The organism is Microterricola viridarii (assembly GCF_900104895.1).
Lineage (GTDB): Bacteria > Actinomycetota > Actinomycetes > Actinomycetales > Microbacteriaceae > Microterricola > Microterricola viridarii.
Window position 1 is genome coordinate 1,593,120 of record NZ_LT629742.1, and the last position, 19,393, is coordinate 1,612,512.

The 19,393-nt window shown below is 71.6% G+C and carries 14 protein-coding genes and 1 tRNA gene; 5 read left to right on the forward strand and 10 right to left on the reverse strand.

Translation table 11 applies throughout. The features are described 5' to 3' along the window. Positions 1-154 precede the first annotated feature (154 nt). Complete coding sequence (locus tag BLT62_RS07270; RefSeq protein ID WP_172829658.1) at positions 155-5,827, forward strand: peroxidase family protein; 5,673 nt, start codon at positions 155-157, stop codon at positions 5,825-5,827. A 74-nt stretch (positions 5,828-5,901) separates the two neighbouring features. Here the strand turns inward: BLT62_RS07270 and BLT62_RS07275 are convergent, their stop codons facing one another. Further along, on the reverse strand, positions 5,902-6,429 hold the full coding sequence (locus tag BLT62_RS07275) for a hypothetical protein (RefSeq protein WP_083363454.1): 528 nt from the start codon (positions 6,427-6,429) through the stop codon (positions 5,902-5,904). Positions 6,430-6,563: 134 nt separating this feature from the next. Further along, entirely contained in the window at positions 6,564-7,358 is a 795-nt protein-coding gene (hisN, locus tag BLT62_RS07280) for a histidinol-phosphatase (protein WP_083363455.1), read from the reverse strand. Between the two features lie 127 nt (positions 7,359-7,485). Here hisN and BLT62_RS07285 point away from each other — a divergent pair. Next, a tRNA-Lys gene (locus BLT62_RS07285) sits at positions 7,486-7,561 on the forward strand. Between the two features lie 225 nt (positions 7,562-7,786). On the opposite strand, the gene BLT62_RS07290 is transcribed toward BLT62_RS07285, so the two are convergent. The 8 genes from BLT62_RS07290 to BLT62_RS07325 all read right to left on the reverse strand — a co-directional run bounded on the left by BLT62_RS07290 (position 7,787) and on the right by BLT62_RS07325 (position 13,361). Next, positions 7,787-8,188: a VOC family protein gene (locus BLT62_RS07290; RefSeq protein WP_083363456.1), complete on the reverse strand. Its 402-nt coding sequence runs from the start codon at positions 8,186-8,188 to the stop codon at positions 7,787-7,789. A gap of 135 nt (positions 8,189-8,323) precedes the next feature. Continuing rightward, positions 8,324-8,917 (reverse strand): energy-coupling factor transporter transmembrane component T family protein, encoded by a 594-nt coding sequence (locus BLT62_RS07295; protein WP_083363457.1) that lies wholly within the window; start codon positions 8,915-8,917, stop codon positions 8,324-8,326. Continuing rightward, a complete protein-coding gene (locus BLT62_RS07300) occupies positions 8,914-9,594 on the reverse strand; it encodes an energy-coupling factor ABC transporter ATP-binding protein (protein WP_083363458.1) in 681 nt (226 codons plus the stop codon). The genes BLT62_RS07295 and BLT62_RS07300 overlap by 4 nt, the downstream gene beginning before the upstream one ends. Beyond that, on the reverse strand, positions 9,591-10,736 hold the full coding sequence (locus tag BLT62_RS07305; protein WP_083363459.1) for a thiolase family protein: 1,146 nt from the start codon (positions 10,734-10,736) through the stop codon (positions 9,591-9,593). Before BLT62_RS07305 ends, BLT62_RS07300 begins: the two co-directional genes overlap by 4 nt. Beyond that, on the reverse strand, positions 10,726-11,994 hold the full coding sequence (locus BLT62_RS07310; RefSeq protein ID WP_083363460.1) for a class I adenylate-forming enzyme family protein: 1,269 nt from the start codon (positions 11,992-11,994) through the stop codon (positions 10,726-10,728). Before BLT62_RS07310 ends, BLT62_RS07305 begins: the two co-directional genes overlap by 11 nt. Further along, positions 11,991-12,614, reverse strand: coding sequence for a biotin transporter BioY (locus BLT62_RS07315; RefSeq protein WP_083363461.1), 624 nt, complete (start codon positions 12,612-12,614; stop codon positions 11,991-11,993). The genes BLT62_RS07310 and BLT62_RS07315 overlap by 4 nt, the downstream gene beginning before the upstream one ends. A gap of 75 nt (positions 12,615-12,689) precedes the next feature. Next, positions 12,690-13,016, reverse strand: a complete 327-nt coding sequence (locus BLT62_RS07320; protein ID WP_083363462.1) for a hypothetical protein — start codon at positions 13,014-13,016, stop codon at positions 12,690-12,692. A gap of 156 nt (positions 13,017-13,172) precedes the next feature. Then, entirely contained in the window at positions 13,173-13,361 is a 189-nt protein-coding gene (locus BLT62_RS07325) for a hypothetical protein (protein WP_083363463.1), read from the reverse strand. 103 nt (positions 13,362-13,464) lie between these two features. On the opposite strand from BLT62_RS07325, the gene BLT62_RS07330 reads away from it, so the two are divergent. The 3 genes from BLT62_RS07330 to BLT62_RS07340 all read left to right on the forward strand — a co-directional run bounded on the left by BLT62_RS07330 (position 13,465) and on the right by BLT62_RS07340 (position 19,141). Then, complete coding sequence (locus BLT62_RS07330; protein ID WP_083363464.1) at positions 13,465-14,070, forward strand: TetR/AcrR family transcriptional regulator; 606 nt, start codon at positions 13,465-13,467, stop codon at positions 14,068-14,070. Between the two features lie 71 nt (positions 14,071-14,141). Next, complete coding sequence (locus BLT62_RS07335) at positions 14,142-17,153, forward strand: MMPL family transporter (protein ID WP_083363465.1); 3,012 nt, start codon at positions 14,142-14,144, stop codon at positions 17,151-17,153. Further along, positions 17,153-19,141, forward strand: coding sequence for a YhgE/Pip family protein (locus BLT62_RS07340; RefSeq protein ID WP_083363466.1), 1,989 nt, complete (start codon positions 17,153-17,155; stop codon positions 19,139-19,141). The genes BLT62_RS07335 and BLT62_RS07340 overlap by 1 nt, the downstream gene beginning before the upstream one ends. Positions 19,142-19,393: the final 252 nt, after the last annotated feature.

Here is a 19,393-nt window from a genome sequence, read left to right on the forward strand (position 1 = left end):
GGCATTACTTGAGGTGTGCTCACCTTCGGGAGTAGACACACTCATGTAGCACGGGAACCCGAAGCCCAGCTACTGGAAAGGGGCAATGGTGCCCCCTCTTCCATCGGAATCGGGCCTGCCTCAGCGTCTCGACGCTCCGTTGGAGGGATCCGCCGTGTTGAACTTGCCTCAGACCCACTCGCCGCTGGTGAATGAGCGGCGGCAGTACCGCCGACGACTCGTCATCGCCGTCATCGCGACCGTCGCCGTCGCACTCGGTGGGAGCATCACCCAGAACGCGCTGCCGGCCCAGGCCGTGGCGACGGACACGAACCCCTCCTTCCGCATCGTCGAGGAGGACCTGGCGTTCATTCTGAGACAGATCCAGATAGCCGAGGCCCACGCCGCCGGCGGAGCACTGCTCTGCGACGAGATCACCGACGTCAGCGGCAAATGCGTTCCGTCGCCCGCCCTCCCGATGGGGCTGCGCACCGTCGACGGCTCGTTCAACAACTTGGTCGCCGGCCAGCAGGACTACGGCGCCGCAGACCGCGTTTTCCCCCAGCTGCTGCCGCAGGAGTGGCGCCAGGCCGACCCGGCGCCGGCGGCCGCCCCGCCGCAGACCGGCGACACCAGCGCCTGTGCCGACCCGGCATCCACCTGCTACGCGATGAATGACGGATTCGTTTACGACTCCGACCCGCGCACCATCAGCAACCTGATCGTCGACCAGACCCGCGGCAACCCGGCCGCGCTGAACGCCGCCGTGAACACGCCGGGATCGACAGAAGACCTGGCGACGGGGCGGCTGTTCATCCCGAACACCTCACCGGACGAGGGGCTCTCCGCCCCGTTCAACACGTGGCTGGGCTTCTTCGGCCAGTTCTTCGACCACGGCCTCGACCTGGTGAACAAGGGCGAGAACGGCACAATCGTGGTGCCACTGCAGCCGGATGACCCGCTCTACGTCGCCGGCAGCCGCACGAACTTCCTGACGCTGACGCGGGCAACGCGCTTCAACGAGGCGGGGGAGAGAGACCCGAACGGCACCTCGCACAACAACCAGACCACCCCCTACGTCGACCAGAACCAGACCTACACCTCGCACCCCTCGCACCAGGTCTTCCTGCGCGAGTACGAGCTGGTCGGCGGCAAGCCGGTCGACACCGGCCGGCTGCTGGACGGGCGCCAGCCCGACGGCAGCCGTGCCGGCCTGGCCACCTGGAACGACATCAAGGCCCAGGCGCAGACGGTGCTCGGCATCAACCTCGGGGACGCCGACGTGCTTGACGTCCCGCTGCTGGCCACCGACCTCTACGGCAACTTCCTGCCGGGTGAGAACGGCCTGCCGGTGCTGGTCACCCTCGCCGGCCCGGTGGAGGGCAACCTCCAGGCGCCGATCTCGACGGCGGATGCCGCGGGCACGGGCCACGCCTTCCTCGACGACATCGCCCACGGCGCCACGCCGAGCGTCGCGCTGGACGGGAACGGCGACCCCGTGCGGGACGCCTCCGGCGAGCTCGTGCTGACCGGCTACGACAACGTCACGCTCGGTGAGCACTTCGCCACTGGCGACGGCCGCGGCAACGAGAACATCGGCCTGACCGCCGTGCACCACGTGTTCCACTCGGAGCACAACCGCATGATCGACGAGATCGAATCCCTGCTGAACAAGCCGGAGAACGCCGAGTTGAAGAAGGCCTACCTCGGCGAGGCGAACAACTGGCCTGCACTGCGCGAGAGCGACAGGCTGCCGGGTGCAGAAGCCGACAACTGGAGCTATGCACAGCGCCTCTTCCAGGCCGCGCGCTTCGTCACCGAGATGCAGTACCAGCACCTCGTGTTCGAGGAGTACGCCCGCACGATCCAGCCCTCCATCGATGCCGTCGTCTTCAACGAGAACAGCTATGACGGCACCATCGACCCGGCCATCGTGGCCGAGTTCGCCCACGTCGTCTACCGCTTCGGCCACTCCATGATGACCGAGGATGTCGCGCGCCGAGACTTCGGGACGAGCGACGTGCCCCTGCTGGACGGATTCCTGAACCCGCGCAGCTTCGACAACGACGGCGCGCTCTCACCCGACGAGGCGGCCGGATCGATCGTGAACGGGACGACAGACCAGGTCGCCAACCAGATCGATGAGTTCATCGTCGACACGCTCCGCAACAACCTGCTCGGGCTGCCGCTGGACCTGGCCACGATCAACCTGGTGCGTGCCCGGGATGCCGGTGTGCCGTCGCTGCAGACGGCGCGGCAGACGCTGTACGCCGCCAGCGGCGACTCGGTGCTCCGCCCCTACGAGAACTGGGTCGACTTCGGCCTCAACCTCAAGACCGGCGACAACTTCGGCCGCACCGGCAGCAACGCCTCGCTGGTGAACTTCGTCGCCGCCTACGGCCGGCACCCCAGCGTGGCGGACGCCTCATCGATGGCCGCCAAGCGGGAGGCCGCCGAACTGCTCGTGAACGGCACGCCGGCCCCGGTGCCGCTGTCGGCCCGCTTCGGCGGAGCTGACCGATTCGACACCGCCGCGCTGCTCAGCCGGGCGAACTTTGAGCCCGGCGTCGCGACAGCGTTCGTGACCGTCGGAACGAACTTCCCCGACGCGCTCTCCGGCGGCCCCGCCGCTGCGATCGCCAACGCACCGATCCTGCTCACCCACACCGCGAGCCTCCCGCGGGCGACGGCGGCAGAACTCGCGAGGCTCCAGCCGCAGAGCATCACGGTGCTGGGCGGGGAGCACGTCGTTGACCCCGCGGTGTTCGAGACGCTGAGCGCCTACACCTCGGGGCCCGTTACTCGTCTCGCCGGAGCCGATCGGTATGAGACGGCCGCCGCCGTGAGTGCCGCGACCTTCCGCGGCAAGGCTGGCGTGGCCTACATCGCAACCGGGGCGAACTTCCCCGACGCCTTGGCGGCATCCGCCGCGGCGGGCGCCGAGGGCACCACCGAAGGCCGGGGGCCGGTGCTCCTCGTGGCCGACGGGGCGATTCCCGCGGCGACGGCCGCAGAGCTGACGAGGCTCAAGCCGACCAAGATCGTCGTGCTCGGCGGAACAAGCGTCATCTCGCCCTCTGTCGCCGCCGGCCTGCGGAAGTTCACCGCCGGCAAGGTGGTGCGGATCGCGGGCGCCGATCGCTACGGCACCGCCATCGAGAACAGCCGCGCATCACTGCCGAAGGGTGCGACGACGGCGTACATCGCGACGGGCGCGAACTTCCCGGACGCCCTGGCCGCCGCCCCCGTCGCTGCGGTGAACAACGCGCCCCTGCTGCTCGTGCCGAGCGCCGAGCTGCTGCCGGCCGTCAAGGCCGAGCTGCGGCGCCTCGGCGTCACCAAGGTCGTCGTCCTCGGTGGCGACGCCGTGGTGAACGTCTCGGTGCAGGCAGACATGGAGGCCGCGATCGACCCCAACATCGTCGCACCCGACGACCGGCTCGAATTCATGAACGGCGTCGGCAGCTGGGCCGCGGATGCCGCGGGCGTCGACCCCACCGGCCTCGGAGACATCGACATGTGGGTCGGCGGGCTCGCCGAGGCGCTCAACCCCTTCGGGGGCATGCTCGGATCGACGTTCAACGTCGTCTTCGAGCGGCAACTCGAGAACCTGCAGTTCGGCGATCGCTTCTACTACCTGTTCCGCAACCAGGGGCAGCAGCTGTTCGCGGCGCTGGAGGCCAGCTCCTTCTCCGACCTGATCAAGCGCAACACGGCCGCCACCGACCTGCCCGCGAACATCTTCTCGGTGCAGGACCCGATGATCGACCTCGATGCCATCCCGAACCCGCTGCCGGCGGACCTCGCCAAGTTCTCGCAGATGCTAGACGGCACCTACCGCTGGGCGGGTGACGAGCACATCGAGATCCACGGCACAGAGGCCGAGGACAGGATGCGCGGCGGCCAGGGCGACGACTCGCTGTTCGGCAACGGCGGCAACGACCGGATCGAGGGCGGCGACGGCAACGACCTGCTGCTCGGCAACAGCGGCGACGACATCCTCACCGACAGCTTCGGCGACGACAACCTCAAGGGCGGCCTCGGCAACGACGCCCTGGACGGCGGACCCGGAATCAACCTGCTGTTCGGCAGCCACGGCGACGACTACCTGGTCTCCGGCGGCGACACCGACAACACCAGCTTCGCCGGGACCGGCGATGACATCACGGTCGGCGGAGCCGGGCGGATGATCGTCTTCGGCGGCGAGGGCAACGACTGGGTCGAGGGCGGGAAGCACGGCGACCTGCTGCAGGGAGACAACGGCAACCAGTTCCAGAACGACACGACAGGAGGCGCGGACGTCGTCATCGGCGGCAGCGGCAACGACGATGTGGAAGGTGAGGGCGGTGACGACATCCTCGTCGGCCAGGCCCTCGGCACCGACCGCTACCTCGGCAACCTCGGCTTCGACTGGCTGACGTACTACGGGACGAAGATGCCGGTCACCGCCGACATGATGGTCAACCGCCTCACCGCACCCGGCGCGATCGCGGTGCGCGCGCGCTTCGACCAGCTGGAGGCCCTCTCCGGCGGTTCCGGCGACGACACCCTGCGCGGCTCCCGTAAGCTGCCCGACGAGTACCGTGACACGGATGCGGTGCTCGAGAAGGCGACGGAGGCCAGCCTCGACCTGGTCGCCGGACTCGAGGCGCTCCTGCGCCCCGGGGGCGGCCATGAGGACTACGCGCTGCGCTTCATGGACAACCCGCTCGCCCTGGACAGCGACGGCGTCAGCAACATCCTGATCGGCGGTGCCGGCAATGACACCATCGAGGGGCGCGAGGGCGACGACTTCCTCGACGGCGACGCCTACCTGCGCACACAGCTGGTGCACCTCCCGACCGGTCAGAAGTTCGACAGCGCGCGCGAGCTGCACGCTGCGATCTTCGCCGGCGAGATCAACCCGGGAGACATCGACATCGAGCGGGCCATCGAGGTGGACCAGGCGACCGACTCGATCGACACGGTGGTGTACCTCGGCAGCATGAGCGAGTACTCCATCACCGAGACGGTGCCCGGCTCCGGCTATTACCGAGTGCTGCACGCCGGCGCGGCGGAGCCGGAGGAGAGCGAAGGGGCAGACATCGTCCGCAACTTCGAGCGGATCCAGTTCAGCGACGGATGCTACGAGTTCGCCACCGGGGCGGCCTGCGTCGCCGAGGGCGCCGTGGCGCTCAGCTTCGAGGCACCCCTGGCGGAGGACAAGCCGGTGACGGCGACGATGCTCGGCCTCGGCGGGGCTCCGTTCGACACCGCGGGCATCAGCAACGTGCGCTACCACTGGTACGCGGGCGAGCCAGGCGACGGCAACGACATCGGCGAGTGGGAACTCCTGCAGAGCACCGGGCCGAACCCGGGCACGCTGACGGAGAGCACGTGGTCGGCCACGGATGCCGCGGTGGGCTCCGTGTTGCGCGTCGTCGTCAACTACACCGGGCCGGACGGCCGGGTGCGGGCGATCGTGTCGGAGACCACGGCCGACACGGTGGCCAACGTCAACGATGTCCCGTCGGAGGTCGTGCTGCGCACCGCAGAGGGCCTGCACGTCGGGGCCGGGCTCCTCGCCCAGCCGTTCACCGACGGGGACGGCCTGGCTGAGGCGGCCGAGGCCGGCATCGTCTACGAATGGCAGCGCTCGCTGGACGGCTTCGCCACCCACGAGGTGATCGCCGGGGCCGGCGGCACCGCCTACCTGCTGCAGGCGGCAGACCTCGGCGCCGGCATCCGCGTGGTCGTGCGCTACACCGATGATCTCGGCACGGAGGAGGCGAACACCTCCGCGGCGGTCGGTCCGGTCACGGACGTGCCTGTCGCGCCGTCTCCGGAGCCGGTGGCGCTGGCTCCGTAGGGGGAGTCGGCGCCGGAAACAGGTGAGGGGTGCGGCCGTGCGGCCACACCCCTCACCCGTCTGTCACCGGGCGTCTAGCGGGCCGCGCCCGCGAGCGATCCGGTGGTCCGTGCGGACGGGTCGTAGATCATGCAGGTGACGAGGCGGTCGTCGGCCTGCTCCCAGCTCTCCTTCGTCGGCGTGAACGGGTAGAAGTCGAGAGTGGACTCCTCGTAGGAGATGCCCGCGAAAGCGGGGAACGCGACGTAGCAGGCGTCGAGTGCCTCCTCGTAGACGGCGTCGTCGCCGGGGAACTCGGCGACGGTGAAGGTGTGCTCGAAGTAGGCCTCCTCGTCGTGCGGCTCGCCGCACGGCACGACGGGGACGTCGTAGACGGTGTCGCCGCTGACCTCGTTCATGCAATCGCCCACCTGGATCGAGAACACGTCGGCCTGGCCGGACTCGGTGATCTCCTGCGTCGCCGCGTCACGCACGGGCGGGGCCGCAGCGGATCCGAGGACACCTTGCAACACGGAGCAGCCGCTCAGCGTGATGGCCAGGGCGGCTGCGGCCGCCACGGCGCCGGTGTGGCGGGCGAAGCGGGCAATTGTCGAAGTGTTCACGATGCTCCATCTGCAGGGTGGACGGGGGCGTCTACCCCCAAATGGGGATGGTATCGGCGGGACCAGTCCGGGGCAAATCGGTGGGAGGTGGATCCCTCGGTGAGGCGTGGAGCGCCGCTGCGGACGCCGGGCGCCTACTTCAGGGCGTCGAGCACGGCCTCGTGCAGCAGGCCGTTGCTGGCCAGCGCGTTGCCGTGCCACGGTCCGGGCTCGCCGGTGACCGAGGTGAAGCGACCGCCGGCCTCCTCGACGATCGGCACCAGGGCCGCCAGGTCGTAGGGCTTCACATCGAACTCGCCGGCCACGTCGATGAGCCCCTCGGCGAGCAGCATGTACGACCACATGTCGCCGTATGCCCGGTCGCGCCAGACGGAGCGGGTCAGCGCGATCAGTCGGTCCAGGTAGCCGGCCTCATCCCACTGGGCGATGCTGTTGAAGCTGAGCGAGGCGTCGGCGAGCTCGCGCACGCCGCTCACTCGCAGCTGGCGCGGTGCGGCGTCGCCCTCCTGGATGAAGGCGCCGCCGCCGGATGCCGCCCACCAGCGCGAGGCCATGGCGGGCGCGCTGACGACGCCGAGCACGGGGTGGCCGTCGACGCTCAGCGAGATGAGGGTGGCCCAGACGGGCACCCCGCGCAGGAAGTTCGCGGTGCCGTCGATCGGGTCGATGATCCACTGCCGGGTGCTCCCGCCCTCTGTGCCGTACTCCTCGCCGAGGATGCCGTCGCCGGGGCGGGCCTCGGCGATGCGGGCGCGGATGGCCCGCTCGACGGCCTGGTCGGCATCCGTCACGAAGGTGCGGTCGGGCTTGGTCGAGATCTCGAGGTCGTTCGAGCGGAAGCGATCGAACGAGATCGCGTCGGCGATGTCGGCCAATTCTTGTGCGAGGATGAGGTCAAGCGCCAGGGGCGAGTTCGCTGCTGAATTCACAGATGCAGCCTATCGGCGCAGACGGAACGGCCGTTCCGACACTCCCGGGATCTGACGATTCGCCAGCTCAGAAATCAGATGGTAATGTTTTATCTCGGCCCGGGAAGCGCAAAACGGGCCAAGATACGCACCTCTAGCTCAATCGGCAGAGCAACTGACTCTTAATCAGTGGGTTCTCGGTTCAAGTCCGAGGGGGTGCACCACCAAAACCCCGGTCTCTCACGAGGCCGGGGTTTTCTCGTTAACGGGCACGGAGTGTTCTCGTCGATCGGGAAAGTTCTCGTCGATCGGAAAAGATTTCGTCGCGGCCCGCGTTCTGTCTCGCGGCCCGCGACATACCGCGTGCCGCGAGACACGACGCGTGCCGCGACGGGCCCGCAGCCCGGAACCCGCAGCCCGCAGCTCGGCGGCTCGGCGGCTCAGACGGCTCAGACGGCGTAGTCGGACGCCGCGTCGGCCGCGTCGCGGGGCGGCAGTTCCTGCAGCGCCCAGCTGTTGCCGTCCGGGTCGGAGAAGTAGACGAATCGCCCCCATGGCTGCGGGTCGACGTCGCTCGCGGTCACGCCGCGCTCGCGCAGGTGGGCCAGGGCCTCCTCGGCGTTCGGCACCACGATCTGCACGCCCTTCTGTGAGCCGGGCGGCATCTCGGTGATTCCCGTGCCGAGCACGATGGAGCAGGCGGAGCCCGGCGGTGTCAGCTGCACGAACCGCAGCTCGTCGGTCACGAGGATGTCGTGGTCGGCGTTGAAGCCCACCTGGTCGACGTAGAACGCCTTCGCGCGGTCGACATCCGTGACGGGGATGGCCACCAGTTCGATCTTCCAGTCCATGAGACTGACCTCTCTGCTCTGAGTTCCCGGCCGCGCTGAGCGCGCGGCCCTGCCCGTTCAGGGTAGGCCGCCGGGCACCCGCGCGACAGGGGCCAGGGCGACAGGGGCGGCGCGACAGGGGTCGGCGCGACAGGGTCAGTCGTCGAAGCCGCGGGCGATGAGGGCGTCGCCGAGCGCCTCGGCGCTCTGCAAGGAGCGCACGATCACCGGCACGGCGAGCGACATCACCGAGCCCTGCGTTCCCCGGGCCTTGCGGGCCTCCATCACCTCGCCGACGATCGCCGCGATCACCGGGATCGAACGGATGGTGAGCGCCAGCAGCAGGCCGATGCGGTCGGTGTCCACCCAGCGGCGCACGGGGCGGAGCAGCTGCTCGCAGGCGTCGAGCACGGCGCCGACCGTCGTGGTCAGCGTGAACAGCGCGGCCAGCAGCACCGCGATGAGCAGCCGCCCGCCCATCATGACCGCCATCACCCAGTCGGCGAAGAGCAGCTGGATCGGCACGGCGATCGCCAGCACCCAGAGCACGGGGGAGACCTGGCGCCAGAGTGCCCGGAACGGCAGGCGGGCGGATGCCGCCAGCAGCACGGCCACGGCCAGGACGACGCCCAGCTGCCAGGGCTCCTGCAGCACGACGGTCACCGCGATCAGCAGCGAGAGCAGCCCGAGCTTCAGCAGCGCGGGGGCACGGTGCAGCAACGAGCGGCCGGGATGGTAGAAGCCGATCACGCCAACAGGCCCAGATAGTGGCGGATGGCGGCATCCGGCACGTCGTCGGCGACGATGCGGCCCTCCTCCACGACGATCACCCGGTCGAAGCCGGCCAACAGCTCCAGCTGGTGGGTGACGACGAGGACCTGCTGGTCCAGCCCGGTGAGCAGATCGGTGATCAGGCGGGCGTTGCGCGCGTCGAGCAGGGTCGTCGGCTCGTCGGCGACGACGACGGCCGGCTCGGCAATGAGCACCGACGCCAGCGCGAGCAGCTGTTTCTGGCCGCCGGAGAGACGGTGTGCGGCGTGGTCGGCGTGCCCGGACAGGCCGAAGCGCTCCAGGATCGCGGCGACCCGCCCCGCGATCTCCTCCTTGGCGAGTCCGCGCCGGCGCAGGCTGAACGCGACGTCCTCTGCGACGGTCGGCATGACGATCTGGTTGTCGGGGTTGGTGAAGACGAAGCCGACGAGCCGGCGCACCTCGCGGCCGTTCTTGGCGACGTCCCGGCCGTGCACGCTGACCCGGCCGCGGTCGGGCGTGACGAGTCCGTTGACCATGCGGGCCAGGGTGGACTTGCCCGAGCCGTTGGCACCGACGATGCCCACCCGCTGCTCGGTGATGTCGAGGCTGATCTCGTGCAGCACCGGGCGCTCGCCGTAGCCGTGCGAGACGTTCTCGAAGCGGATGCCGCTCATGCCGCACGCTCCACGAGCATCGCGATGCCCTGGCCGCCGCCTATCGAGCAGGCGGCGAGGCCGTAGCGGCGGTCGCCGCCGGCGAGCATGCGCGCGGCCAGGCGCACCACGAGCACCGCCCCGGACGCCCCCCATGGGTGGCCGAGCGCGATCGCCCCGCCGCTCGCGCTGATGCGCTCCTCGTCCAGGCCGAGCTCGTCGCTGACGGCCAGCAGCTGGGCGGCGAACGCCTCGGTGATCTCGACGGCGTCCAGCTCGCTGGTCGCGACGCCGGTGCGGGCGAGCAGCTTCCGCACGGCGGCGACCGCGCCGATTCCGGGCAGGGCGGGGTCGGAGCCGGCCGTGCTGGCGGCGACGATGCGGAGGCCGGGCAGGCCGAGCTCCGCCCGCACAGCCTCGGTGGTGACGGCCAGGGCGGCAGCCCCGTCCGAGATGCCGCAGGAGTTGCCGGCGGTGACGGTGCCGCCCGCGCTGAAGGCGGCGCCGAAGCGGGCCAGTCGGCCTCGGTCGAGGTCGCGCCGCGGCCGGTCGTCGCGGGTGACGCCGTCGACGGCGACGATCTCGGCGTCGAAGCCGCCGCGCTCCCGGGTGGAGCTGGCCAGGTCGTGCGAGCGCGCCGCCCAGTCGTCCTGGCGCTGCCTCGAGATGCCGTAGCGGGCGGCGACGGCATCCGCGGCCGGGCCCATCTCCGGGTCCGGCCAGCCGATCGGGGCGAACGGGGCGCGCGTGTAGCGCTCCGGCTGTGCCTCGCCCTGCGGCGGCCAGAACCGCCACGGCGCGGTGGAGGCGGACTCGGCGCCGCCGGCGATGACCAGCTCGGCCTCGCCGGAGCGCAGCAGGGTTCCCGCCTGCAGAACGGCCTCCAGACCCGAGCCGCACTGGCGGTCGACGGTGACGGCGGGCACGGACTCGTCCAGGCCGGCGCGGAGCCCGGCGACGCGGGCCACGTTGCCGCCGGGGCCGAGGCAGTTGCCCAGGATGACCTCGTCGACGGGGCGCCCGGCTGCGGCGAGCTCCGCGGCGATCGAGCCGAGCAGCGGAGCCGCGAGGGCATCGACGGTGTGCTGGGCGAACCCGCGGCCACTGGAGGCGATCGCTGTGCGCCGGGCGGCGACGATCACGGGGGCGTTGTCAGTGCGCATTGCGGGGTGCTCCAGGTTCGGTGAAGGGGATCGTGCCGTCGGCCAGCCCCTGGCGCAGCGCGCCTTTGGCCAGTTTGCCGGATGCCGTGCGCGGCAGCTGCTCGACGAACAGCCAGCGGCGGGGGCGCTCGACGGGGGAGAGGGCGGCGTCCGCGCGGGCCTGGACGGTGCCGGGGAGCGCGCCGGCGTCCGTGTCGCTCTCGAGCTCTCTCTCGGCCTCGCTCTCGAGGTCGCTGTCGAGCTCGACCACGGCCACGACGATCTCGCCGAGCACGGGGTGCGGCTCGGCGATGACGGCGGCGGCGCGCACACCGGGGAGGGCGTCCAGGGCGGACTCGATCTGCTCGCTCGTCACGGTGCTGCCCGCCGTGGTCACGGCGTCATCGCCGCGGCCGAGCACGCGGAGCTCGCCGCCCGCGCCCAGCTCGGCGAGGTCGCCGACGCTGGCGAAGCCGTCCGCGTCCCGGCGGAGCGAGCCCGTGTCGGCGCCCTCGCCCGCCGCGTAGCCGAGGCTGATGTAGGGGGAGCGGGCCCAGAGCACGCCGCCGCGCAGGTCCAGCTCGGTGCCGGGGAAGGCGCGGAGCGTGCCGCCCGCGTCGGCGACGGCCACGAAGGAGAGCTCGGCCGCACCGTAGTACTCGGTGACGGCGGCGCCGCGGGCCAGGGCCTCGGCGCGGGCCCCGTCCGGCAGGGCCGCTCCGGCGACGACGAACAGGCGCGGCAGTCGCGGCGAGGAGAGCATCCGGCCGAGCACGGTCGGGGTGCAGTGCACGACGTCGGCGCCGGCCGGGTCGAAGCTGAGCTCGGCCCCGAGCCAGAGCGCGTGCAGCGCGGCGAACAGGTGCATCGAGACGTGCAGCGGCCCGCTCGGCGCGACGACGTCGGTGCGCCGGATGCCAGTGGCGGCGGTGAGCGGGGCGAAGGAGTCGTGCCAGGAGGCGGCGGTGCGGGCGATGGCCCGCGCCCGGCCGGAGGAGCCGGAGCTCAGCAGCAGCAGCTCGGTGCCGGCCGGGATGGCACGGGGCAGCGGCGCGGGGCTGGCCGGGTCGGCGACCAGCACGGGGCGGCCCTGGTCGATGCCCGCCAGCAGCCGCACCAGCAGCTCGACCGGGTCGGCATGCTCCGCGCGCACGATGGCGCCGGGCGGGAGGGAGTGGTTCTGGACGCGCTCACGCAGCTCGCCGTAGCTGAGGGCGCGGCCGGCGACGCTGACTGCGCGATCCCCGTCCGCCCCGCCCAGCCACGACGAGTCGCTCATACGGAGATCGGCTCGGTGCGGGCGCTCTTGCCGCGCGGCGTGATCAGGCCAGGCCAGGCACGGTGCACCTGCTTGGCGACGAGCACCGTGATGACGACCTTGAGGATGTCGCCGGGCAGGAACACGAAGGCGCCGGTCAGGGCGACCCAGAGGGGCGTGCCGGTGCTGAGGGCGAACCAGGGCACACCGATCAGGTAGATCGCGACGATGCCGCCGAGCACCGTCGCACCGAGGGCGGGCAGCAGCCGGTAGCGCGGCAGCAGGCGGGCGGTGAACCAGCCGATGACGAGCACGCCGAGCAGCCAGCCGACGAGGTAGCCGGCGCCGGGGGTGACGAAGACGGCGATGCCGCCGCGGCCGCCGGAGAGCAGCGGCAGGCCGGCGGCGACCAGCACCTCCAACAGCAGCACGGCAAAGAAGCCGTTGCGGGCGCCGAGGATCGCCCCGGCCAGCATCACACCGAGGGTCTGGAAGGTGATCGGGATGCCGCTGGCGCCGATCTGCAGGGCGCCGGGGAGTCCGAGCGCCGCGATGAGTGCGGCGAAGGTGGCGATGGAGGCGAGGTCGCGGGCCGTGAAGGAGCGCGTCGCCGCAGGCCGGTCGATGCTGTGCTGTGTCATGGTTGCAACGCTAGAAGCGCGGGAGGGTGCCGCGCTCGATCCGCCGTACAAAAAACAGCGGCGAAATCTGGACGGCTAGGCCGCGGCGGCCGCGACCGGGGCGGGGACCGACTGCACGGGGGCGCCCTGGGGTGCTGCCGCGTGCGCGGGATTCGCCCACACGGCGACCGGTGCCGGAGTCCACGGCAGCGCGCTCGGCTCGGTGCCCGGGGCGTTGCGCAGCGCGGTGCGGCCGGCCTTGACGGCCTGGGCGAGCTCGACGGCGATCTGGCCGCTCAGCATGGTGTGGAAGATGTCGTCGGTGTCGCCGCTCTCGCGTCGGACCAGGGTCCATTCGCCACTCGCGCCGATGAGGTCGGCGAGCTTGCCGTCGATGATCGCGAGCAGCGCATCGTCGCTCAACTCGGGCGGTGCGGCTGCTATCAGGACGGGTGCTGACTGTCGGCGCCTGCGGAACATCGCCACGGTCGCTTCCTCTCGCTCGCTTCGGGTGCTGCCCTCAGTCTGCGCTATACTCCGTCGGATCCCGGGGGGACACGCCGCGATGCCCTCAACTGCCTACTGCTCGAGGGCGCGTTCCTTGGCCTCGTCGCGGACGGCGGCGACCGCCAGGGCGAGTGAGATCCCCCAGCTCACCCACATCAGCGCCAGGCGCCAGTCGCGCGGTCCGTTGCGGGTCGCCTGGATGATGCCCCAGCTGCTGGTGACGGCGCCGATCACCGCGCCATTGAACAGGTACTTGCGCATTGTCTGCACCTTTCGTCCCCTCCACGTTAGCCGGATCTGAGAGTTGCCCCCTAGTCTGACCGATCGTGCAGTTTCTGACCGATTGGTCAAATACTCTGGTCGCATGCCCACACACGACGCCGAATCAGGCTCCGTCAGCCCGCGCCCGAAGGCGAGCGACGAACTGCGCCAGATCGCCCTCGAACAGTTCGCCGCCGTCGGCTTCGCCGGGGCGTCGCTGCAGCAGATCGCCGACGAGGCCGGCTACTCCAAGTCCAGCGTGCTCTACCACTACGCGAACAAGGAGGCGCTGCTGGAGGCCGCCATCGGCCCGGCCATCGACCGGCTGGGCGCGCTGCTGCAGCGCTACATCGACCGCGGCTCCTCGCTGGAGGCCCGCACGCTGTTCGTGGAGGAATTCATCGACTTCCTGCTCGAGCACCGCCTCGAGGTGTACACCTTCGTCAACCAGGGGCACTCCCTGCGCGGCATCCCCGTGATCGACAGGGCGAACGCCTTCATCGTGACCCTCTCGCACACCGTCTGCGACGACAACGCCACGACGGTGGAGAAGATGCGGTTCGGCGTCGCCCTCGGCGGCGCGACCTACTCGCTCGTGGCGGGAATGCACTTCCTCGACGCCGACTCGCTCGGCCCGGCCGAGGAGGTGCGGGCGGCCCTGATCCAACTCGTCGGTGAGCTGCTCGCCCCGCTCGCGCTCCCCGCCTAGGCCGCCAGGCCCAGCGCAGCCAACACCGCACCACCCCCCCTCACCGCACGCCCTTCAGGAGCAGGACACCAGTGGCAACCTTCCTCTACCGCATCGGTCACTTCGCCTATCGCCGCGCCTGGACGGTGATCGCCGCGTGGATCGTGGTGCTCGCCGCCCTGCTCGGCGGGGGACTCGCCCTCGGCGGCCAGCTGGCCGAGTCCTACGTCATCCCCGGCACCGAGTCGCAGGAGACGATCGACATGCTCGGGGCCGTGTTCCCGCAGGTGTCCGGCGCCTCCGTCGAGGCCGTCTTCCACGCCCCGGACGGCGCAAGCGTCGAGGACGCCCCCTACAAGGACGCCATCGAGCAGACCATCGCGGCCATCGAGGACGTCCCCGGTGTCGCGGCGGCCGTCAGCCCGTTCTCCGAGTACGCGGCCAACGCCGTCTCGGACGACGCCCAGACCGCCATCGCCCGGGTGCAGATGGACGGCGCGTCCACGGATGTCACCCAGGCGACGCTCGACGCCGTGACCGCCTCCGCGGCGATCGGCGAGGACGCCGGGCTCACCGTCGCCTTCGGCGGCCAGGTCTTCCAGGACACCACCTTCGGGCTCACCATCGTCGAGGTCTTCGGCGTGCTCTTCGCCGCCGTGGTGCTCGTGATCACCTTCGGGTCGCTGCTGGCGGCGGGGATGCCGCTGCTGATGGCGCTCGTCGGCGTCGGCGTGGCCGCCGGCGGCATCCTCGGGGCCGCCGCCTTCACGAACGTCTCCAGCACGGCGCCCATGCTCGCCGTCATGCTCGGCCTGGCCGTCGGCATCGACTACTCCCTGTTCATCCTCTCCAGGCACCGGCAGCAGCTGGCCCGCGGCGTGGAACCGGCGGAGTCGGCGGCCACCGCCGTCGCCACGGCCGGCGGCGCGGTGGTCTTCGCCGGCATCACCGTGATCATCGCCCTGCTCGGCCTGCTGGTCGTCGGCATCCCGTTCCTCAGCACCATGGGCATTGCCGCCGCCTTCGCCGTGCTCGTCGCGGTGCTCGTGGCCGTGACCCTGCTGCCGGCCATGCTCGGCCTGATCAAGGGCCGGATGACGCCCAAGCCCGGCAGCCGCGCCCACCGGCGCGCGCTCGCCGACGACGACGCCAAGCCGACGCTCGGCCGCCGCTGGGTGAACACCGTGCTGAAGGCCCCCATCGTCGCCGTCGTGCTCGTCGTCGGCGTGCTCGGCACGCTCGCCGTTCCCGCGCTCAGCCTCGACCTCAACCTGCCGACGGGCGCGGCCGAGCCGGCCGGCTCCACGCAGCGCGCCGCCTACGAGCTGGTCGAGGAGGGCTTCGGCCCAGGCGCCAACGGCCCGCTCATCGTCGTCGTCGACATCACCCAGACCACCGACATCTTCACCGACCTCGACGCGATCCGCGCCGAGCTGGAGCACCTCGACGGCGTCTCCTACGTCGCCCAGGGCCTGCCGAACGAGACCGTGGACACCGCCATCATCCAGGTGATCCCGACCACGGCGCCCGACGACCCGGCCACCAAGACGCTGGTGCAGGCCATCCGCGACCTGGCCCCCTCCATCGACGCCGACCTCGGCACCCCGATCCGGGTGACCGGCCAGACGGCCGTCACCATCGACATCTCCAACCGCCTGAGCAACGCCCTCGTGCCGTTCGCGCTGATCGTGGTCGGCCTCTCCATCGTGCTGCTGATGATGGTGTTCCGCTCGCTGTTCGTGCCGATCAAGGCCGCCCTCGGCTTCCTGCTCTCGGCCTTCGCCGCCATCGGCGCGACGGTCGCCGTGTTCCAGTGGGGCTGGTTCGCCGACCTGCTGCACATCGAGCACACCGGCCCGATCCTCAGCTTCCTGCCGATCCTGTTGATGGCCGTGCTCTTCGGCCTCGCCATGGACTACGAGGTGTTCCTCGTCTCCGGCATGCGCGAGGAGTTCGTGCGGCACGGCAAGCCGCGCGAGGCGATCGTGCACGGCTTCCAGCACTCCGCGCGCGTCGTCACGGCCGCCGCCCTGATCATGTTCTTCGTCTTCTTCGGCTTCGTGCCGGAGGGAGCCGGGGTCATCAAGGGCATCGCCTTCGCCCTCGCCATCGGCGTGTTCTTCGACGCCTTCCTGGTGCGCATGACGCTCGTCCCCGCCGCCATGGCGCTCGCGGGCAAGGCCGCCTGGTACCTGCCGGGCTGGCTCGGCCGGCTGCTGCCCAACGTCGACGTCGAGGGGGAGGGGCTGCGCGCCCACCTCGGCGACCTCGCCTGGGCGAAGGCGCAGAAGGGCGCCATCACCGCCGACGCGGCCCTCCTCGGCCTGCCCGGCCAGGCGATGGGCCCGCTGAGCTTCGACATCGAGGCCGGCAGCGTCGTCACCGTGCAGGCGCCCGCCGCGTCCCGCCGCGTCTTCGCCGCCTCGCTCGCAGGGCGGCTCGACCCCGTCGGCGGCCGGCTGCAACTGCTCGGCTCCCCGCTGCCCTCCGAGCGTTCCCGGGCGCTGCGCCGGGTCGGCTACATCGACGTCGGGGCCGGGCAGCCCCGCGCGCTCGAGCAGACCGTCGGCGAGCTGCTCGCCGAGCGGCTGGAGCTCTCCGCGCCCTGGTACCGCGGAGCCGGCAGCGGCAGCGGCCAGCACGAGTGGGTGGAGCGGGTCAACGCGGCCCTCCGCGCAACCGGCACCAGCCACCGCCCGCTCGAGGCCGACACCAGCATCGCCTCGCTCAGCGCGCTCGGACGGGCGACCGTTCTCGCAGCCGGCGTCCTCGCCGAGCGGCCGGAGGTGCTGATCGTCGACCTCGGCGACGCGCTGCCCGTCGACGCCCGCGGGCGCAGCATCGCCCAGGTGCTGGCGGCCCTGGCCCCGGCCTCGACCACGATCGTGCTGGCCGCCGGTGACGCCGTGCAGGCGGCATCCGGCGCCCTGATCGGGGCGCGGGCCGCCGTGGCCCTCGCGCTGCCAGAGCCACACGACACCGGCATCGACCCCGGCATCGACACCGACATTGACCCCGACGCCCGGAACGAGGCCCCCGCAGGGGCCGAGGCTCGGGAGCTCGCCGCCGAAGAATCCGTCCTGGAAGAAGGGGGAGTGCGCTGATGAGCGCTCGACTCGAGAAACTGTTCCGGCGCACGCCCGGCCAGCGCCGCACCGCGTTCGCCCTGATGCTCGCGGGCATCATCGTCGTGCCGCTGGCGATCGCCGGCCTCGTCTCCGGGGCCCTGGCCAGCGCCGACGACCGACTGGACGCGGTGCCGGCCATCGTCGTCAACAACGACGAGATGGTCACCGCCACGCTGCCGGACGGCAGCGAGCAGATGATCCTTGCCGGGCGCCAGCTCGTCACCGAGCTGACCGGGCCGGACACCGCGGGCTTCGCCTGGACGATCTCGAACTCCGAGCACGCCGCCGCGGCTCTCGCCTCCGGCGAGGCGTACGCCGTGCTGACGATCCCGAGCGACTTCTCCGCCGCCATCAACTCGCTCTCCGGCGCGGAGCCCACGCAGGCCGACCTGCAGATCACCACGGATGACGCGCACGCCTACCTGGCCGGCTCCGCCGCCCAGTCCGTCGGCGAGGCGATGACGAGCAGCTTCGGACGCGCGATCACCACCCAGTACCTGACCGCGTTCTACTCGGGCATCGCCGAGATGGGCAGCTCGCTCGGCACGGCGGCCGACGGCGCGACGACGCTCTCCAGCGGCGTCGGCACCCTGGCCGGCGGACTCGACGCGCTGAGCACGGGCGCCGGCACCGCGGCATCCGGTGCGGCCGAGCTGGCCGACGGCGCCAGCGGACTGGCCGGCGGTGCCAGCGGACTGGCCGGCGGGGTGCGCGAGTACTCCACCGGCGTCGACGGCATCGCCTCCGGGCTCGCCACGCTGAACAGCAGCGCCGCCGGGCTCACCCAGCTGAGCGACGGCGTGAAGGCCTACACCCAGGGCATCAACGGCGCCGTCGGGCAGCTGAACCCCTACCTCGACCAGGGCATGGCCGCGCTCGGCGCCCTGATGCCGAGCCTGACGCCCGAGCAGCAGCAGGCGGCGCAGGGCGCCCTCCAGGCCATGGGCGGCGTACAGGCCGGGATCAACCAGCTCGTCGGCAGCGGTGACGAGCTCGCCGCGCAGACCGCGACCGCGATCGGCGGCGTGCAGGGCGGAATCGGCCAGCTCGCCGCCGGTGCCGCACAGCTCTCCGGCGGGTCCGACGGCCTGCGCTCCGGCGCGGACAGCCTGGCCGGTGGGGCCTCAGAGCTCGCCGGGGGAGCCTCAGAGCTCGCCGGCGGCATCGCGCAGCTCGCCGACGGGGCGGGCGCCTCGGCATCCGGCGCGCACCAGCTGCACGACGGCGCCAGCGAGCTGGCCACGGGCCTCGGCGACGGCGCCGAGCAGGCGAGCGCACTCGCCGGCAGCGACCCGCAGGCCACGGCCGAGGTGATCGCCGAGCCCGTCGGCGTCAGCCTGGAGCGCGAGAACGCGATCTCCTCGATAGGCCAGATCATCGGCATGGTGTTCGTGCCCGTTGGGCTCTGGATCGGCGCCCTCGTCATCTTCCTGCTGATGCGCCCGGTGACGGCGCTCGCGCTCGGCTCGACGGCCTCCACCGGCCGGATCGTCGCGCGCGGGCTGCTGCGCGGCTTCGCGATCGCAGCAGCGCAGGCGCTCGTCGTCGTCGCCCTGCTGCACACCGCGCTCGGGGTCAGCTGGGCCGCCCTCCCGGCCACGCTCGGCTTCAGCCTGCTGATGGCCGCCGCCTTCGTCGCGGTGCACCACTTCCTGGTCACCGCGTGGGGGCGCACCGGCATCGTCGTCTCGCTCGTGCTGCTCGCCCTGCAGCTGACCAGCGCGGGCGGGCTCTACCCGGTGGAGATCCTCGCCGCACCGTTCCAGCTGATCAGCCCGATCCTGCCGCTCACGTGGGCGGTGCAGGGCATGCAGGCGATCGTGGCGGGCGTCGGCGGGGGAGCGGTCGGCACGCCGGCGCTCGTGCTGGCGGTGTTCGCCCTGCTCGGCGCCCTGGGCTCGCTCGCCGTGGTCGCCCGGCGCCGCGGGGCGCGCTCCTTCGCGTTCGCGCTGGCGCAGAGCTAGCGGGCTCGCGCTGTGCGGAGGGCCCCGGGGCGCGAGTCTCGGGGCCCTCTTTCTGTTGCGTGTGCCTGTTGAGCGTGTCCGTTGAGCGTGTCCGTTGAGTGTGCCGGTTGAGTGTGCCGAGACGTGCCCCGTCGGCTCCGGTCGCTGGCGCCCCGTCGAGCCGGCGGGCTCCCGCGCGTACCAGAGCAGACGCCGTTCGTAAACCCCCGGCGGCGGCCGGAGGCCGGTGCTAGCCTCGAAGATGAGCAAGGT